Here is a 16,842-nt window from a genome sequence, read left to right on the forward strand (position 1 = left end):
GTTTGGGTTTAAGCTTTAAAGAACGAGAATGATGAATGCCCGTATTTACGCTGCTCTACAAAAGCCGGGTGGTTACTCAGGTTTTGCATGCTTTGATGCTCTACAATGAGCATACCGCCTGTTACCAGCAGGTTTTTTTCAAAAACGGTTTTCGCAATCTCGGGGATCCTGTTCAGGTCATAGGGCGGGTCGGCAAATATCAGGTCGTAGGATTCGGTTTCCATGGCCAGATATTTAAAAACATCGGCCTTAAAAACCTCTATCTGGCTTAAGCCGTGCTGGCGCGACGCATCTTTAAGGTAATGTACGCACTGAATGGCGCGGTCTACTCCCGTAACCTTTTCGGCCCCGCGCGATGCAAATTCCATGGCAATATTGCCGGTGCCGCTAAACAGGTCAAGCACTTTAATGTCCTCAAATTCTATCTGGTTTTGCAGAATGTTGAACAGGGCTTCCTTGGCCAGGTCGGTGGTGGGGCGTACGGGCAGGTTTTTGGGTGGGTTAAGCCTTAATCCCTTTAGTTTCCCTCCGATGATGCGCATAGCGATAAAGCAGCAAGGGGTAAAATTTTATGGGCTTCGGTACGGTAAGGCAAATCCAGTATGCTGATGTTGTTCAGCTTTACCTCGCCAAAAAAGTTTATCAGGTAAATAAAGTACCTGTCGGTGTTATTAATTTCTCCGCTGAGTACCAGTTTTACCTTTTCCGGTTTCAGTTCAAGTTCGGTGCATACCAGCGCGCAAAAGTAGGCCAGTTCCTCGTGGCTTTTAAACTTAAAGGTGTTGTAAAAGCGCAGGGCGCTGTTGGTAAAGTTTACAATGGATACAGTATCGTTAATGATGTTAAGGTAAACATCGGTGCTTAAGGGGTAGTTGTTTGCAATAGCTTTAACCCAGCCGGCATCGGTATGCAGTACATTCTGGTTGTCCAGGTCTTTGATAGCGTAAGTGGCGGCTTCATCCACTTTATAGATGATGGTGTTACGGCTGTCAAATTTTTCGGCCTTTACCTTTTCGGTGTGGGTAACATCCAGCAGGCGGGCAATATCGCCAATGTGGGCGGCGTCAAAAAGGGGGTCGGGCAGCAGGGTAAACCCTGTGGCCTGCAGGCCGGTAACAACCAGGTTATAGTTGGCAGTTAAAATATCGCGCAGCAGCTGCGGGTCGCGCAGTTCATCAAGCGAATAGTTTTCGCCCCATGATAGTAGCTGTTTGCCTTTAACAACAGCATAATTAAAGCTGTTTGCATTAACCTGTAACAACAGGGTGTAGCTGTGGGCCTGTGTCAGGCTTAGATCGTCGCTGGTGTAGTAATGTCTGTGGTCGCTCATGCAGTTAAACAAAAGTAATGATTGTTTATCTTACTTAAAATAAAAAAAGCCCAACCTGTGGCTTTAATAAAATTTTATGGTGTGTTTAAATTCCGGGGATCCTGAGCAGGCCCGGTAAATTATTTTTTTTAAATTTCAGGGTGAAAAAATATTGTTGAACCGGCCATAATTATTTCTTAAAATGTGTGTTTGTTTTTGGTTGAATAAGTGTTGTTTTGGGGCGTTTGAAAGTCGTTTTTAGGTCGTTTAAATCCCTCAAAAAGCGGGGTTTGTAACGGGTGAAATGCGCCAGAATCAACGTTCCCGAAAAAATGTGTTTCATTTAAAAAAATGCAATTTTAATTAGCAACCGGGCTAATATTTTTTCGGGTTAAATAATTTGCATACTAATCACCATTTTTGTGCGTGCCCATAACAGATCATATCCGCCAGGCTTTTCCGCATGAACCTACGCCGCAGCAACTGGAGCTATTTGCCAAGCTGCACCAGTTTTTAAGCAGCGAGGAACAGGACGACTGCTTTATCCTGAAGGGGTATGCCGGTACAGGTAAAACTACCATTGTAGGCGCGCTGGTAAAGGCCCTGGCAAAGTATAATTTAAAGTCGGTTTTGCTGGCGCCAACGGGCAGGGCGGCTAAAGTAATTACCAATTACAGCGGGCGCAAAGCATTTACTATTCATAAGCGTATCTACCGTAAAAAGTCGGCTTTGAACGTAGATGAATCCTTTATGATAGCCGATAATATGAGCACCAATACGCTTTTTATCATCGACGAGGCCTCCATGATATCTGATGAACTGGCCGGCAATAACCGCAATACCCTGCTGCAGGACCTCGTAAACTATGTTTACAATACTAAAAACTGCAAGTTGCTTTTGGTAGGAGATACAGCTCAGTTACCGCCCGTAGGGGCCGAAGATAGCCCCGCGCTTGACGAGAAACTGATGAAGGCCGACTATGGCCTTACCATATACACCTATGAGCTAACCGATGTATTACGCCAGCAAAAGGATTCGGGGATATTGTATAATGTAACTAATGTACGCAACATCATCAGGCAGGGTAAAGAGGCGATGCCGCAGATAGTGACCAAAGGCTACAAGGATGTTTACCGCATGGGCAGCGACATGCTGGAAGAAGGGCTTAACTATGCTTACAGCAAATATGGGTACGACAGCACGCTTATCATCTGCAGAAGTAATAAAAATGCCAATCTGTATAACCGGCAAATCCGTGGGCGGATCCTGATGCGCGAGGAGGAACTTACCGGCGGCGACCAGTTGATGGTGGTGAAAAACAATTACTTTTGGCTGCAGGACCAGGAGGAGGGCAGTACCGGCTTTATTGCCAACGGCGATATTGCGCGCGTAAAAAAAGTACGCCGGATAGAGGAAATGTACGGTTTTAGGTTTGCCGATGTACAACTGGAGTTTATTGATTACGCTGAAGACCCGGTGTTGGATTGTAAGATACTGCTGGATACTTTATACTCGGAAGCGCCGGCCTTACAATCGATAGACCAGAAACGTTTTTATCTGGAGGCGATGAAGGATTATGACCATATCCCCAACAAGCGCGCTAAACATAACGAGCTTAAGTTAAACCCTTATTATAACGCCCTGCAGGTGAAATTTGCCTACGCCATAACCTGCCATAAAGCCCAGGGCGGCCAGTGGGAAGCCGTTTTTGTAGACCAGGGCTATCTGACGGATGAGATGGTGAACACCGATTTTTTACGCTGGTTTTACACCGCCTGCACCCGTGCCACTAACGAGCTTTACCTGGTAAATTTTAACAAAAAGTTTTTTGCGGAAAAGGTTGAATCAGAATTTTAGTATGATTACGCTACCATAGGTAGCATAACTGTAAAAGTACTGCCTTTGCCTTCTTCGCTTTGTACCGTAATATTACCGCCGTGGCTTTCTACAATATCCTTAACAATGCTAAGGCCGATACCGGTAGATTGCTCGCCTTTTAGCCCGATGCGCCCGGCGCCCGAGAAACGCTCAAACAGTTTAGGCAGCATATTTTGCGGAATCCCCAACCCTTTATCGTTAACTTTAATAATTACATTGTTTTTTTCGCGGGTAAGCTGCACCGTCACCTCATCTGTTTCTTTTGAAAATTTTAGCGCATTGCTGATCAGGTTATCCATCACCCGCGGGAATTTTTCGTGGTTTATTTGTGCGTAAATGGCTTTAACATCGCTTGTAAATAATACATTGCCTGTACCACCCTGCTGTATCCTCCATGCTTTAACAATATCGTTCATGAATGTATTAACTTCGGTACGCGTGGTTTCAAATATGCCGGTATTTTCATGGCGGGCAGCATTCAGCAGATCATCTATAATAGTGCGGGCCTTTACACAGGATTCCCGCATCATGGTTAGGTTTTCTTGTGTATCATCATCAATTTCATCCAGTTCCATCATCATCGCTAATGATTCTACAGCGGCAATGGGGTTGCGCAGATCGTGCGCTACGGTGCCCAGCACCTGGTTTTTAAATGAATTAGCTTTTTCAATCTGATCGTTTTTCTGGCGGATCTCTAATATCTGCCCGTAATAACTGGCCTTGTAAGAAAAAAAGTACCGCGATGTTAAGTAAAAACCTGCCAGCAAAATAGCCGATATCATTTGATTATACGTCATTTCGGTAGCGCTTACCTGGGCATGAAAAAGCATCATGGTAAACAGCATTTCTACACTCAACAGCAGTATCAGGGTTTCGTAATATTCAAACACAAACAAAACGCTTACAATACTTAAAGCGATGAGGTAAAGCGTAAGCGCATTGCTTGGATCGGATGTGGAGATAAAGCTGGAGTACATGCCGCAGCTGATAATGTAGATAGAAAATATAAACACAAACAAAGCCATTTCGGCAGTTGCCTTTTTGGTTTTACGTATGCGTAACAGCAATAAATGGCTTATCAGGTAAAAAAACGGGGTGACGGCAATAAACACCCAGTTCACAAAATTAAATTCGGGAAAATTTTGCGCCTTGGTCAAGCTCTCGGGGAAAACGTGATAAAGTATCCTGATGATAATGCTTAAAGCAAGAAATATAAAGCTGGCCGTACGCACACTTTGCAAATTCTGGTAAGTATAGTAATTGCGATAAGCCACACTATACTTAGGCGATAGTTTAGTAAAAAAATGCGTTTCCAATATTGGTTTGGTTTAAGGCCACTCAAAAATATTAAATATTTAATAAGCTTTAACAATTTTAGTTCTTTAATTACTACCGCTTTTTGGCCGTGGGTAGAGCTTGGATTGACAAAATGTCTGCTGGTTTTTATTTTAAGTGCCATTTATTCATAAATTGAGTTGTGGCAATTATTTTGAGGGTGATAGGATACTATGAATTTTAACAACTTTACCATAAAAGCCCAGGAAGCCGTACAAAAGGCATCCGAAATTGCGACCGGCAATCAACAGCAAGCTATTGAGCCGGCGCATTTATTAAAAGGTTTGTTACTGGTTGACGAGAACGTTATAACTTATCTGTTAAAAAAACTAAACGTTAACCTTAACAGGCTAAACGAAACGCTGGATACACAAATTACATCCTTCCCCAAAGTAAGCGGAAGCAATGTTTACCTGTCATCGGGTGTAAATTCGGCTTTGCAAAAAGCAAACGCTTACCTTAAAGAGTTTAAGGATGAATTTGTATCTGTAGAGCATATATTGCTGGGGATATTAGCCGGCAGCGATAAAGCCGCAGGTGCCTTAAAAGATGCCGGTGTAACCGAAAAAGATCTTAAAAAGGCTATTATTAGCCTGCGTGGCGACAATAAGGTTACCGACCAGAATGCCGAAGCTACTTACAATGCTTTAAACAAATACGCCCGTAACCTGAACGAATATGCCGAAAGCGGAAAGCTGGACCCGGTTATTGGCCGTGATGAAGAGATCAGGCGGGTGATCCAGATCCTGTCGCGCCGTACTAAAAATAACCCGATACTGGTTGGTGAGCCCGGCGTGGGTAAAACGGCTATTGCAGAAGGTATCGCCTTCCGGATCATTAAAGGCGATGTACCCGAAAGCCTTAAAACTAAAACCGTTTACTCGCTGGATATGGGCGCATTGATAGCTGGCGCCAAGTACAAAGGCGAATTTGAGGAGCGATTAAAAGCTGTTATTAAAGAAGTGATCCAAAGCGATGGCGAGATTGTGCTGTTTATCGATGAGATCCACACCCTTGTTGGTGCCGGTGGCGGCGAAGGCGCTATGGATGCCGCAAACATCCTTAAACCGGCCCTGGCACGTGGCGAATTACGTGCCATCGGTGCAACCACACTGAATGAATATCAGAAATATGTGGAGAAGGATAAAGCACTGGAGCGCCGTTTCCAGAAGGTGATGGTGGATGAGCCCGATACTGCCGATGCGATCTCTATCCTGCGTGGTTTAAAAGAACGCTATGAGGCACACCACAAAGTGCGGATAAAAGATGAAGCGATTATAGCCGCTGTAGAAATGTCACAGCGCTATATTTCTGATCGTTTCCTGCCGGATAAAGCGATCGACCTGATGGACGAGGCTGCTTCTAAACTGCGTTTGGAAATGGATTCGGTACCGGAAGCCGTTGATGAACTGGAACGCCGCATTATGCAGCTGGAGATAGAGCGCGAGGCCATCAAGCGCGAAAAGGATGATAACAAAGTAAAAGACCTGAGCGAAGAGATTGCCAACCTGTCTGCCGGCCGCGATTCGTTGCGTGCCAAATGGCAGGGCGAGAAGGACCTGGTAGATGGCATTAACCAAAAGGTTGAACAGATTGAAAATTATAAGCTGGAAGCCGAGCAGGCCGAACGCGCAGGTGATTACGGTAAAGTAGCCGAACTGCGCTATGGCACCATTGTAGAAGCGCAGAAAGAAGTTGAACAACTGAAAACTGCCCTGCTTGAAAACAAGGATGATAGCCGTATGCTGAAAGAGGAAGTTACCGCCGACGATATTGCCGGTGTGGTAAGCCGCTGGACGGGCATCCCGGTAAGTAAAATGATCCAGAGCGAGCGTGAGAAGCTGCTTAACCTGGAGGATGAGCTGCACAAACGTGTAGCAGGGCAGGAGGAGGCTATTGAAGCGATAAGCGATGCGATACGCCGCAGCCGTGCCGGTTTGCAGGATAAACGCAAGCCTATTGGCTCATTTATATTTTTGGGTACTACGGGTGTAGGTAAAACTGAATTGGCCAAAGCGCTTGCTGAATATCTTTTTAATGATGAAAATTCATTGGTACGGATAGATATGAGCGAGTATCAGGAACGGCACTCGGTTTCCAGGCTGATAGGTGCGCCCCCGGGTTATGTGGGTTATGATGAAGGCGGGCAGTTAACAGAGGCCGTTAGGCGCAAGCCCTACAGCGTGGTATTGCTGGATGAGATAGAAAAAGCGCACCCGGATGTGTTTAACATCCTGTTGCAGGTACTGGATGATGGGCATTTAACGGATAATAAAGGCCGCGTGGTGAATTTTAAGAACACGATCATCATCATGACATCTAACATCGGCTCCAATATTATACAGGATAATTTTTCTGCGCTGGAGGATGATAACCGCGAGGAGGTCATCGCCAAAACAAAGAATGAGCTGTTTAATTTGCTGAGGCAAACCATCCGCCCCGAGTTTTTAAACAGAATAGACGAGATCATTATGTTTACCCCTTTAAGCAGGGATGAGATAACCGATATTGTAAAACTGCAGTTTAGGCAGGTACAGCAAACCCTGGCCGAAATGGGTGTTACTATTGATGCATCTGAAGAAGCTTTAGACTGGCTGGCACAGTTGGGTTACGACCCGCAGTTTGGTGCAAGGCCACTGAAGAGGGTGATCCAGAAGAAAATTCTGAACGAGTTATCAAAACAGATCCTGGCCGGCAAGGTAGACAGGGACAGCAAAATAAAGCTGGATATGTTTGACAATAATTTTGTGTTTATGAACGCAGGTGAAAGGTGAAAAAATTATGTTAAGTAGGGATCTTGTGGAATATTAAATGCTATAAATTCTGGTTAATACAAACAAAAGCTGCATGTGGGCGGCTTTTGTTGTTTTAAGGTAGTGGTTCAACAGGTGATAAAAGCTTAATAATTAGTTAACAGGATGTGCATAAGTCTTTGTAACTTTTTCAGGAGATTTGAACGTATAATTAAATGCGTGACCAAATATTTCATTTAACCTTAAATTTTTTATGAATTACTTTACTAAATTAAAACTGCCGATAGTTGTAGCAATGGCTGCCGGTTTGCTTATTACAGGCTGCCAAAAGGCAGAAAGCGTTAAACTGGCCGGTACAGATGCCGTTGTTTCTGCTAAAGGCAATTTAAAAACAGATGCCGTTTCGTTAACAGAAGGGTTTGAAGTTGGTTCAACCAGCCCTAAAACGGCTTATGATGTGTCGCCTACGGGTTCATCAAGTGGCGATAATGTTACCTTATCAGGCAAATCATGGAATTTGTATGATGCTTTGATTGGTAATTTAGCTGCTGATCAAAGGGCGGGTTCATGGTCGGCACGTATTCGTAACACCGGTAAAATCACCATGCTTTTTGATGTAACTACCGGTATCAGCACCGTAACATTAAAATCGGCAACCTACAGTGGCGATGCTGCAAGTACCTGGGGCTTATTTTATTCGGTAAATGGCGGCAGCAGCTGGGTACAATCAGGTGCTAATGTTACCACTACATCAACCCTTGCGCTGCAAACATTCACCATTACCCAAACCGGTAATGTGCGTTTAGAGATCCGTAAGTTAAGTGGCGGCAGCAGCCGTATCAATATAGATGATATCACTATTAATGATAACGGCGGCAGCACAGGTGGCGGCGGCGGTACCGTTATTACCGGCAAAAAGTTTTTGTTTGATGCCAGCCATTTAGAAAATGCAGGCAGCGCCGACTGGCAGATAGATGCTGACGGTACCGAAAACGTTGCATCATACACAGGCGGCACAACCGTAGAATTAAAAGCACAGCGCTACCCAACACCATCATACACCGGCATTACCTCTTCAACTGCCGAAACTTACTGGACGGGCGGAATGTCTGCCTGGGCGGTAGAACTGGTAAAAAAAGGCGAACTGGTAGAATCATTGCCAAGCGGTACAGCTTTAACTTATGGTAACAGCTCAAACGTGCAGGATTTAAGCAATTATGATGTGTTTGTAGTTGTAGAGCCAAATCGCTTATTTACAGCTGCCGAGAAAATCGCTATCATGAATTTTGTGGCTAACGGCGGCGGCCTGGTAATGGTGGCCGATCATACCGCAGCAACTACTGCAGGCACAGATGCCAACGGCTATAATCCATCAGACCGCGACGGCGACGGGTACGATTCGCCGCGTGTTTGGAATGACCTGATGACCAACAACGGTATCAATAACAACAACCCCTTTGGTTTTACGGTTAACTACGTTGATATTAGCGAAAAACCAAGCAGCAATGTTTATACGGGCACCAACGCCAATGCTGCCAAAGTGCTTAACGGCGCAGCAGGTACGGCTTCAAAACTGGCATTTTACAATGGGTCTACAGCTACATTAACGCCGGCTAATAATGCCAACGTACAAGGCTTGTTCTGGCGCAGTACCTCAACCAATGGTGGCACCACAGGCGTAATGGCTTTGTTATCTACCTATGGCAGCGGCAGGATATTTTTTGTAGGCGATAGCTCACCATCTGACGACGGTACGGGCGATACCAATGATAATTTGTTCAACGGCTGGTCTGGCGATGCACCATCGGGTTATACCTCGCATCCGGCCCTGCACTTAAACGGTGCCTTATGGGCGGCAAAGGCGCAATAATAAAGCTTTAAGTAGTAATACAATTTAAAAGCAGCGGTGAGGATAATTCCACCGCTGCTTTTTTGTATCAGCTTATTCTGCTTTAAAAACTAAATCAAAACAAGCTGGCATAGTTTTGGGTTGATTAGGTACAGTCTTTATCACACCAAAATAAACGCTACGATCATGAAAAATTTTGAAACTTTAGTTGACGCTACTAACGACCTTACAAAAAGGGGATATACTGCAAATTTAAGCCTTGAAGGCGACACCATAGATGATAAATCGCAGGATGTACACATGGCTGCAGAAGATTTTGAGATAGATGAATTTTACCGTTTCGAGGGGCAGAGCAACCCGTCGGATATGTCTATCGTTTATGCTATCAGTTCAGCCAAATATAATCTTAAAGGCATCCTGATAAATGCCTACGGTACTTATGCAGATGATAGTTCATCTGCCATTGCAGCTAAATTACACCATCATCAGGTTAGCGATAATCTGCACGGTGCAGACAGGCCCACCGAATAACAAGTAAAACTTAAAAGTTAAAATTCGAAAGCTTTGCAGGCGACATGCAAAGCTTTTGAATTTTGACTTTTTTACTTTAGAAGCAAAGCCAAAAGCTTTCTTCCTCTTGATTGTATGGCCGGGCCGCCGCTCTGCATCATAAATTTTACCTGGTTAGTCAGTTCTTCTTTTATCCAGTCGTGCCGGTGGCATAAATAATATAAGGTATCAGCCGCAAATACTTTAACGGCTACCCTCACTTCGGGGTCTATCATCCAGTCGAAGCATTTTTCAATTACGATATCAAGGTTTATTACGGCTAATTTTTCTTTAACAAGTTGCGGTGCTGCGGGTGCTGCCAGGTGCATCATAATGCGTGTATAATGCCGTTTACAGCTTTGGTTGGTAACATCGCCCATACGCTTTACTAAATAGGGGATGTTATGCACATAGTATTCCGGGCAGCTTAGTAAGGTGGTATCCAACAGCCAGGCGGCCCTGAAACCAACCTGCTTATCAGGATGAAAGGTAAGATCTATAAGCCTGTCAATGTCAAAACCCTGATCGCGTAAGGTAACCGATAACTGTTTGATAAATCCTTTGGTATGGTTGGTGCTTAGGTTTTTAATCAGTTGATCTGGTGTGAGCATTGCTTATTACAAATATAAATTTATAAAAACTTTGTTTAGCCGTAGCTGCTTTATTTATAAATAGCAATGTTACGCCCGTGCAGAAAAATAACTGTAGCCAATACAGTGCTTTTAGCTAAACAATGGTTATTATAATTGTATTTGCAAATGGATGTTTAAAACTTTACACCAATTTTGCACCTTGGCATAGTAAAAATTATACATTTGCCTACCGTTAATTTATAGTTACTACATGGTTAAATTTAATCGCTTTACACTTGCCAATGGCCTGCGCGTTATTGTGCATGAAGATAGTACTACCCCGATGGCCGTGCTTAATATTCTTTACGATGTTGGTGCACGCGATGAAAACCCCGAGCAAACCGGTTTTGCGCACTTGTTTGAGCACCTGATGTTCGGCGGATCTGTAAACATACCTAATTATGACGGCCCCTTGCAACGCGTAGGCGGCGAAAACAACGCCTTTACCAGCAACGATATTACCAACTATTACATTACCCTGCCGTCTGCTAATTTAGAGACCGCCTTCTGGTTGGAGAGCGACCGCATGTTAAACCTTGCCTTTAGCGAAAAAAGCCTGGAGGTACAGCGTAATGTAGTGATAGAAGAGTTTAAGCAGCGTTACCTTAACCAGCCCTACGGCGATGTTTGGTTAAAATTACGGCCTATGGTTTATAAAAGCCATCCTTACCAATGGGCAACCATAGGTAAAACCATAAAACATATAGAGGATGCAAAGATAGAGGATGTGAAGGCCTTTTTTAAAAAGCATTACAACCCGCAAAATGCGATTATGGTTGTTGGGGGTGATGTAAAAACAGAAGATATAAAAGCGATGGCACAAAAGTGGTTCGGGCAGATCCCTCCCGGCGAAAAATATGTGCGCAGCCTGCCGCACGAGCAGCCCCAGCACGAGGAACGCCGCGAAACCATGACCGCCAAAGTGCCGCTTAATGATGTGTATATCGCTTTCCAGATGGAAGGACGCCTGGATGATAGTTATTACGCTGTAGAGCTGATGTCTGATATCCTGTCGCGCGGGCATTCATCGCGTTTGTATCGCAGTTTAATTAAAGAGAAGCAATTGTTTAGCGAGGTGCATGCCTACATTACCGGCAGCCTGGATAAAGGCATGTTTGTGCTGGAAGGTAAACCCCTGGATGGTATTAGCACTGATCAGGCTGAAGAAGCCTTGTGGCAGGAAGTAGAGCGTTTAAAGCAGGAAGAGATACCCGCTGATGAACTGACCAAGGTGAAGAACAAAACAGAATCAACCATGGTGTTCTCAGAAATGTCGCTGTTAGACAAGGCCATGAACCTGGCGTTTTATGAACTGATGGGTGATGCGGACGATTTTAATAAAGAGTCGGCCAGGTACTTGGCGGTTACAGCTGCACAAATTAAACAACAGGCCAATCTTATCTTCAGAAAAGATAACTCATCAACACTTATATACCTTGCAGAACGCGTTAACGAACCTGTGCACATTATTAGTGAATAAGCAACCTGTTTGAATTGTTTGAGCCGTAAGCCAGAGGTAACTCACATGGCGATGGCGTAATTGATACCATAACTCCATGAATATACTCGATAGAAAAACACCCCCGCAATTTAACGGGGTAGAGAATATAAACCTGATACACCCGCAAAGCAGCAAGCTGGATAACGGCTGTAACTTATTCACCTTTAATTCCGGCGGGCAGGAGTTGGTACGGATAGAATGGATCTTTGCCAATTTGCGTTTCGACCCTAAAAAACCTTTGCTTAATGTAGCGGTAAATACCATGCTGAACGATGGTACAAGCACGCTTACAGCCGCGCAAATTGCTGATAAGATTGATTTTTACGGTGCTTTTTTACAGGTAGATTACGGGTACGATAATTCGCAGGTAACCTTGTACACGCTAACCAAGCACCTGCAATCAACCCTGCCGGTAATCAAAGAGATCCTGACGGATTCGATCTTCCCGGAGAAAGAGCTGGAAACCTATATCCGCAATCAGCAGCAAAAGCTGCAGGTTAGCCTGCAAAAAAATGATGTAGTTGCCCGCCGTACTTTTAACAAGGCAATATTTGGCCCAACCATCTATGGCTCGGCAGCCGAACCGGATGATTTTAAATCCCTGAAAAGGGAAGATCTGCAGGCGCATTATAAAGAAATGTACCAGGCCGGCAACTGTACCATTATCATCGCCGGTAAAGCAGGGCAGGAGGTAATAAACGCCGTTACCGAAACATTTAGCGGTACCTGGGGCAAAGAAACGGTTGCAGCAGATACTTTGCAGCCCGCATTAAACCCGGTTGCAGACCGTTTTATTTATGTTGAAAAGGCAGAAGCGCTGCAGTCGGCCATACGCATAGGTATGCCCTTTATTAACCGTACCCATCCGGATTTTCCTGCCCTGCAGGTTTTAAACACGGTGTTAGGCGGATACTTCGGATCAAGGTTAATGGCAAACATACGCGAGGATAAAGGCTATACTTATGGCATAGGCTCGGGCTTAACATCATTTAAACAAGCCGGGTCATTTTTTATTGCATCAGAGGTTGGCGCCGATGTATGCAGGGCGGCTGTTGCCGAGATAGAGAAAGAAGTAAATTTGCTGAAAACCGAGCTGATCCCCGATGAAGAATTATCGTTGGTACGCAACTTTATGCTGGGGTCGCTTTTGGGCAGCCTGGAGAATGTGCTGTCGCATGCCGACAAATTCAAAAACCTGTATTTTGCAGATTTAGATTATGATTACTACGAGCGTTACACCCAAACGGTAAAGCACATCACCGCCGAAGAACTACAGGCACTGGCCAATAAGTACTTTAATTTTGATGACTTTTACAAAGTAATAGTTGGGAAATATTAATAAATAATATCAGGAATAAAGCAAGAAGAGCCGGGATAGATCCCGGCTCTTTTTGCTTTATATTTACATTTCTTAAATATATTTCGTCCCAAACTTATTTTTTACGTCGGCAACAACCTGCTTAATGTTTTGCTCCTGGTCGCGCGGGCATATCAGCAGGGAATTGTTTGATTCTACCACGATGTAATCATGCAGCCCCTGCAGTATCACCAGTTTATCGCCGGGTACGTTTACCATACAATTGCTGCTATCGTACATAATCACCTTTTCTGCCGGGATAACGGCATTGCCTACATAATCTTTATCGGCAAGCTGGTAAATGGATGCCCAGGTACCCAGGTCGCTCCACCCAAATTCTGATGGCAGCACATAAACATTTGATGCTTTTTCCATAATACCATAATCAATAGAAATATTGATACAGCGCTGGTAAACCTTGTGCACAAATGCCTTTTCTTCATCGGTATTGTAAACAGACCGTGCTTCGGCAAATATCTCGTGCATCTCTGGCAGGTAGCTGTCAAATGATTGCACAATTGCCTTTGCAGACCATACAAAGATACCGGCGTTCCACAAAAAGTCGCCGCTTTGAATAAACGTTTTGGCAATCTCTACAGTGGGTTTTTCGGTAAAAGTTTTTACTTTATGAAAATCCTCATTAAGGGTTTGGTCGGTGTATTGGATATATCCGTAACCGGTATCCGGCCTTGACGGTTTGATGCCCAGTGTTATCAGGCAATTATTGTCTGTTGCTGTTTTTAATGATTTTTCAATCGTGTTAACAAATGCAGCCTCATCCAGTATCAGGTGGTCAGACGGTGCCACAACAATAGCAGCATCCGGGTTTAGGCTTTCTATTTTAAAACAGCCGTATGCCACGCAGGGGGCGGTGTTACGCATTACAGGCTCGGTCAGTATCTGCTGGTCGGCCATATCTGGCAACTGCTCTTTTACCAGGCCGGTGTAGTTTTCGTTGGTAACAACGTATATGTTTTCTTTAGGGCAAACTTTCAGGAAACGCTCGTAGGTATTTTGTATAAGCGTTTTACCGGTGCCCAGTATATCAATAAACTGTTTTGGGTACGATGTTCTGCTGATTGGCCAAAAACGGCTGCCAATCCCGCCAGCCATAATAATGGCATAATAATTTTTATTCATCTTATAAGTTGTAGATTTTAATTTGGCAAATCCAGGCTAAATATGTGTATAAGTTTGTAAATTTAATATCAGGTAAAACTAAAATATTTCATCCGGTATCTAACCATTTTTAAAAGAGATAAATAAACAAATTGTTTTTAATCAAATAATCATTTTAGTATAAAATTTTTAACAAAATGGACCGTTTATTTATAAAATTTTGTTATTTTGAACCATAATTCCAAACGTACAAGTAAATAATGATAGAGACCAAGAAGTCGCTTTTTGATAACCTGCAAAATTTTTTCGGGTTTGATAACTTTAAAGGTGAACAGGAAGCGATAATCACTAATATTTTAGCAGGTAACGATACCTTCGTGATCATGCCCACCGGCGGCGGCAAATCCATGTGTTATCAACTGCCCGCATTAATGAGCGAGGGCACAGCGATTGTGATCTCCCCGCTTATTGCACTCATGAAAAATCAGGTTGACCAGTTAAGGGCCTTTGGCGGTTCGGATAGCATAGCTCATTTTTTAAATTCTTCGTTAACAAAAGCAGATATTTTAAGGGTTAAAGACGATGTATTAAGCGGTAAAACCAAACTGCTTTATGTTGCGCCCGAATCTTTGACCAAGCAAGAGAATGTAGATTTTTTAAGACTTAACCAGGTATCATTCGTGGCCGTTGATGAGGCCCACTGTATCTCTGAATGGGGCCACGATTTTCGCCCCGAGTACCGTAAGATCCGCCAGGTTATCAGCAACATAGGGGATGATATCCCGATTATAGCACTTACGGCAACCGCAACCCCAAAAGTACAGCAGGATATTCAAAAAAACCTGCAAATGAACAATGCCACGGTTTACAAGTCATCCTTTAATCGGAGTAACCTGTTTTACGAGGTAAGGGCAAAGCGTAACGCCATCAAAGAGATCGTAAAGTTTGTAAAGCAAAATCAGGGCAAATCGGGCATTATTTACTGCCTTAGCCGTAAAAAAGTGGAGGAAGTGGCCGAAGCGCTGAATCTTAACGGTGTAAAAGCCCTGCCATACCATGCCGGGTTAGACCCTAAAGTACGCGCCGATACACAGGATAAATTCCTGATGGAGGATGTGGATGTAATTGTGGCAACCATTGCCTTTGGGATGGGGATAGATAAGCCGGACGTAAGATATGTAATACACCACGATATGCCGAAAAGCATGGAGGGTTATTACCAGGAAACCGGCCGCGCCGGCCGCGATGGCGGCGAAGGGGTTTGCGTAGCCTTTTACTCGGGTAAAGACATTGATAAACTGCAAAAGTTTATGAAGGATAAGCCTGTTGCAGAACGTGAAATAGGCACCCAGATACTGAAAGAAGTAATTGACTATGCCGAATCATCTGTTTGCCGCCGTAAGCAACTGCTGCATTATTTTGGCGAAAACTTTAACGAAGCCGGATGTAACAACATGTGTGATAATTGCTGTGGCCCCAAAACACATTTTGACGGCGAAGAGCATCTGCACAAAGCGTTAAGCCTGATCAAACAAATAGGCGAGAAGTTTGACGATTGCCACATCATCAACATTTTGATGGGTAAGGATGATGCGCAGGTTAAAAATTACGAACATGATAAACTGGAGTATTTCGGCTCGGGCATAGAACAGGGCGAGAACCTTTGGAACTCGCTGATGCGCCAGGCATTGCTGAACAATTTCCTGTCTAAAGATATCGATCATTACGGGTTATTGCACCTTACCAAAACAGGTAATGCCTTTATAGATAATCCTTACAGCATCCGTTTCCTGCTGAACCGTGAGATGGGCCCAACCGATGAGGATGAAGCCGAGGATGGCCCTAAACAGGGCGGTGGCGCCTTAGATACACAGTTACTGCAGATGCTAAAAGACCTGCGTAAAAAGTTGGCCAAGCAAAAAGGTTTGCCGCCATTTGTGATCTTTCAGGACCCATCCTTAGAAGAAATGTGCACGCATTATCCGGTTAGTACGGATGAATTGAAACAGATCTCGGGCGTAGGGGCGGGCAAGGCCTTAAAATTTGGCGCGCCGTTTATCGATCTGATTAAAAAATATGTGGAGGATAATGATATCGACCGGCCGGTTGATATGGTGATCAAAAGCGCCGCCAATAAATCGGCACTTAAAGTATTTATTATTCAGAATATCGATCGGCACTTAAACCTGGATGATATAGCTGCTTCTAAAGGCCTTACTTACGAGGAGATCTTGAAAGAGGTGGAAACCATCGTTAACTCGGGCACTAAGCTTAATCTTAACTATTACATTGACGAAATGATAGATGAAGATAAGCAGGACGAAGTGTTCGACTACTTTAAAACAGCAGAAATAGATTCTATTGACGATGCCCTTGCAGAATTAGGATCTGACGATTATACCCGCGAGGAAGTGCAGTTAATGCGTATCAAGTTCCTGTCGGAAGTGGGGAATTAATTTGCGGTTTTAAAGGATAAAGGTAAAAGGCCTGGACAGATCAATTGTTCAGGCCTTTATTTTTACCGTAAAATTTATTCCAAAGTATTAAATTTAGGTCATAA

The 16,842-nt window shown here is 43.9% G+C and carries 12 protein-coding genes; 7 read left to right on the forward strand and 5 right to left on the reverse strand.

What is annotated here, in order from left to right; genetic code table 11:
* Positions 1-8: 8 nt before the first annotated feature.
* Positions 9-542, reverse strand: coding sequence for a 16S rRNA (guanine(966)-N(2))-methyltransferase RsmD (gene rsmD, locus E2R65_RS11915; RefSeq protein ID WP_134336705.1), 534 nt, complete (start codon positions 540-542; stop codon positions 9-11).
* Positions 518-1,330, reverse strand: a complete 813-nt coding sequence (locus E2R65_RS11920; RefSeq protein WP_134336706.1) for a DUF3822 family protein — start codon at positions 1,328-1,330, stop codon at positions 518-520. The genes rsmD and E2R65_RS11920 overlap by 25 nt, the downstream gene beginning before the upstream one ends.
* A 405-nt stretch (positions 1,331-1,735) precedes the next feature.
* Here E2R65_RS11920 and E2R65_RS11925 point away from each other — a divergent pair, with 405 nt between their 5' ends.
* Positions 1,736-3,166: an ATP-dependent DNA helicase gene (locus tag E2R65_RS11925; protein WP_134336707.1), complete on the forward strand. Its 1,431-nt coding sequence runs from the start codon at positions 1,736-1,738 to the stop codon at positions 3,164-3,166.
* Between the two features lie 5 nt (positions 3,167-3,171).
* Here the strand turns inward: E2R65_RS11925 and E2R65_RS11930 are convergent, their stop codons facing one another.
* Positions 3,172-4,503: a sensor histidine kinase gene (locus E2R65_RS11930; RefSeq protein WP_134336708.1), complete on the reverse strand. Its 1,332-nt coding sequence runs from the start codon at positions 4,501-4,503 to the stop codon at positions 3,172-3,174.
* Between the two features lie 192 nt (positions 4,504-4,695).
* Between E2R65_RS11930 and clpB the strand changes: the two genes are divergently transcribed.
* From clpB to E2R65_RS11945, 3 genes are all read left to right on the forward strand, one after another.
* Positions 4,696-7,296, forward strand: coding sequence for an ATP-dependent chaperone ClpB (gene clpB / locus E2R65_RS11935; RefSeq protein ID WP_134336709.1), 2,601 nt, complete (start codon positions 4,696-4,698; stop codon positions 7,294-7,296).
* A 232-nt stretch (positions 7,297-7,528) separates the two neighbouring features.
* Complete coding sequence (locus E2R65_RS11940) at positions 7,529-9,145, forward strand: hypothetical protein (RefSeq protein ID WP_204986307.1); 1,617 nt, start codon at positions 7,529-7,531, stop codon at positions 9,143-9,145.
* 165 nt (positions 9,146-9,310) lie between these two features.
* Positions 9,311-9,655, forward strand: a complete 345-nt coding sequence (locus E2R65_RS11945; RefSeq protein ID WP_134336710.1) for a phosphoribosylpyrophosphate synthetase — start codon at positions 9,311-9,313, stop codon at positions 9,653-9,655.
* Between the two features lie 71 nt (positions 9,656-9,726).
* Here E2R65_RS11945 and E2R65_RS11950 read toward each other — a convergent pair whose 3' ends face one another.
* Positions 9,727-10,284, reverse strand: coding sequence for a hypothetical protein (locus E2R65_RS11950; RefSeq protein WP_134336711.1), 558 nt, complete (start codon positions 10,282-10,284; stop codon positions 9,727-9,729).
* Between the two features lie 232 nt (positions 10,285-10,516).
* Here E2R65_RS11950 and E2R65_RS11955 point away from each other — a divergent pair, with 232 nt between their 5' ends.
* Both E2R65_RS11955 and E2R65_RS11960 read left to right on the forward strand, forming a co-directional pair.
* The gene (locus tag E2R65_RS11955) at positions 10,517-11,785 is read left to right on the forward strand and encodes a M16 family metallopeptidase (RefSeq protein ID WP_134336712.1); all 1,269 of its coding nucleotides are present in this window, start codon (positions 10,517-10,519) and stop codon (positions 11,783-11,785) included.
* Between the two features lie 76 nt (positions 11,786-11,861).
* Positions 11,862-13,145, forward strand: a complete 1,284-nt coding sequence (locus E2R65_RS11960) for a M16 family metallopeptidase (RefSeq protein ID WP_221229867.1) — start codon at positions 11,862-11,864, stop codon at positions 13,143-13,145.
* Between the two features lie 72 nt (positions 13,146-13,217).
* Here the strand turns inward: E2R65_RS11960 and E2R65_RS11965 are convergent, their stop codons facing one another.
* Entirely contained in the window at positions 13,218-14,303 is a 1,086-nt protein-coding gene (locus E2R65_RS11965; RefSeq protein ID WP_134336713.1) for a mannose-1-phosphate guanylyltransferase, read from the reverse strand.
* A gap of 242 nt (positions 14,304-14,545) precedes the next feature.
* Between E2R65_RS11965 and recQ the strand changes: the two genes are divergently transcribed.
* Positions 14,546-16,738 (forward strand): DNA helicase RecQ, encoded by a 2,193-nt coding sequence (recQ, locus tag E2R65_RS11970; protein ID WP_134337002.1) that lies wholly within the window; start codon positions 14,546-14,548, stop codon positions 16,736-16,738.
* Positions 16,739-16,842 lie beyond the last annotated feature (104 nt).

The sequence above is a fragment of the Mucilaginibacter phyllosphaerae genome (assembly GCF_004378255.1).
Classification (GTDB): Bacteria; Bacteroidota; Bacteroidia; order Sphingobacteriales; family Sphingobacteriaceae; genus Mucilaginibacter; species Mucilaginibacter phyllosphaerae.

What these genes read in the sequence shown, in the direction of transcription:
- E2R65_RS11945 (WP_134336710.1), top strand. Translation starts at nt 9,311, where the DNA reads ATGAAAAATTTTGAAACTTTAGTTGACGCTACTAACGACCTTACAAAA.
- rsmD (WP_134336705.1), bottom strand. Translation starts at nt 542, where the DNA reads ATGCGCATCATCGGAGGGAAACTAAAGGGATTAAGGCTTAACCCACCC.
- E2R65_RS11965 (WP_134336713.1), bottom strand. Translation starts at nt 14,303, where the DNA reads ATGAATAAAAATTATTATGCCATTATTATGGCTGGCGGGATTGGCAGC.
- E2R65_RS11940 (WP_204986307.1), top strand. Translation starts at nt 7,529, where the DNA reads ATGAATTACTTTACTAAATTAAAACTGCCGATAGTTGTAGCAATGGCT.
- E2R65_RS11950 (WP_134336711.1), bottom strand. Translation starts at nt 10,284, where the DNA reads ATGCTCACACCAGATCAACTGATTAAAAACCTAAGCACCAACCATACC.
- E2R65_RS11920 (WP_134336706.1), bottom strand. Translation starts at nt 1,330, where the DNA reads ATGAGCGACCACAGACATTACTACACCAGCGACGATCTAAGCCTGACA.
- E2R65_RS11955 (WP_134336712.1), top strand. Translation starts at nt 10,517, where the DNA reads ATGGTTAAATTTAATCGCTTTACACTTGCCAATGGCCTGCGCGTTATT.
- E2R65_RS11960 (WP_221229867.1), top strand. Translation starts at nt 11,862, where the DNA reads ATGAATATACTCGATAGAAAAACACCCCCGCAATTTAACGGGGTAGAG.
- clpB (WP_134336709.1), top strand. Translation starts at nt 4,696, where the DNA reads ATGAATTTTAACAACTTTACCATAAAAGCCCAGGAAGCCGTACAAAAG.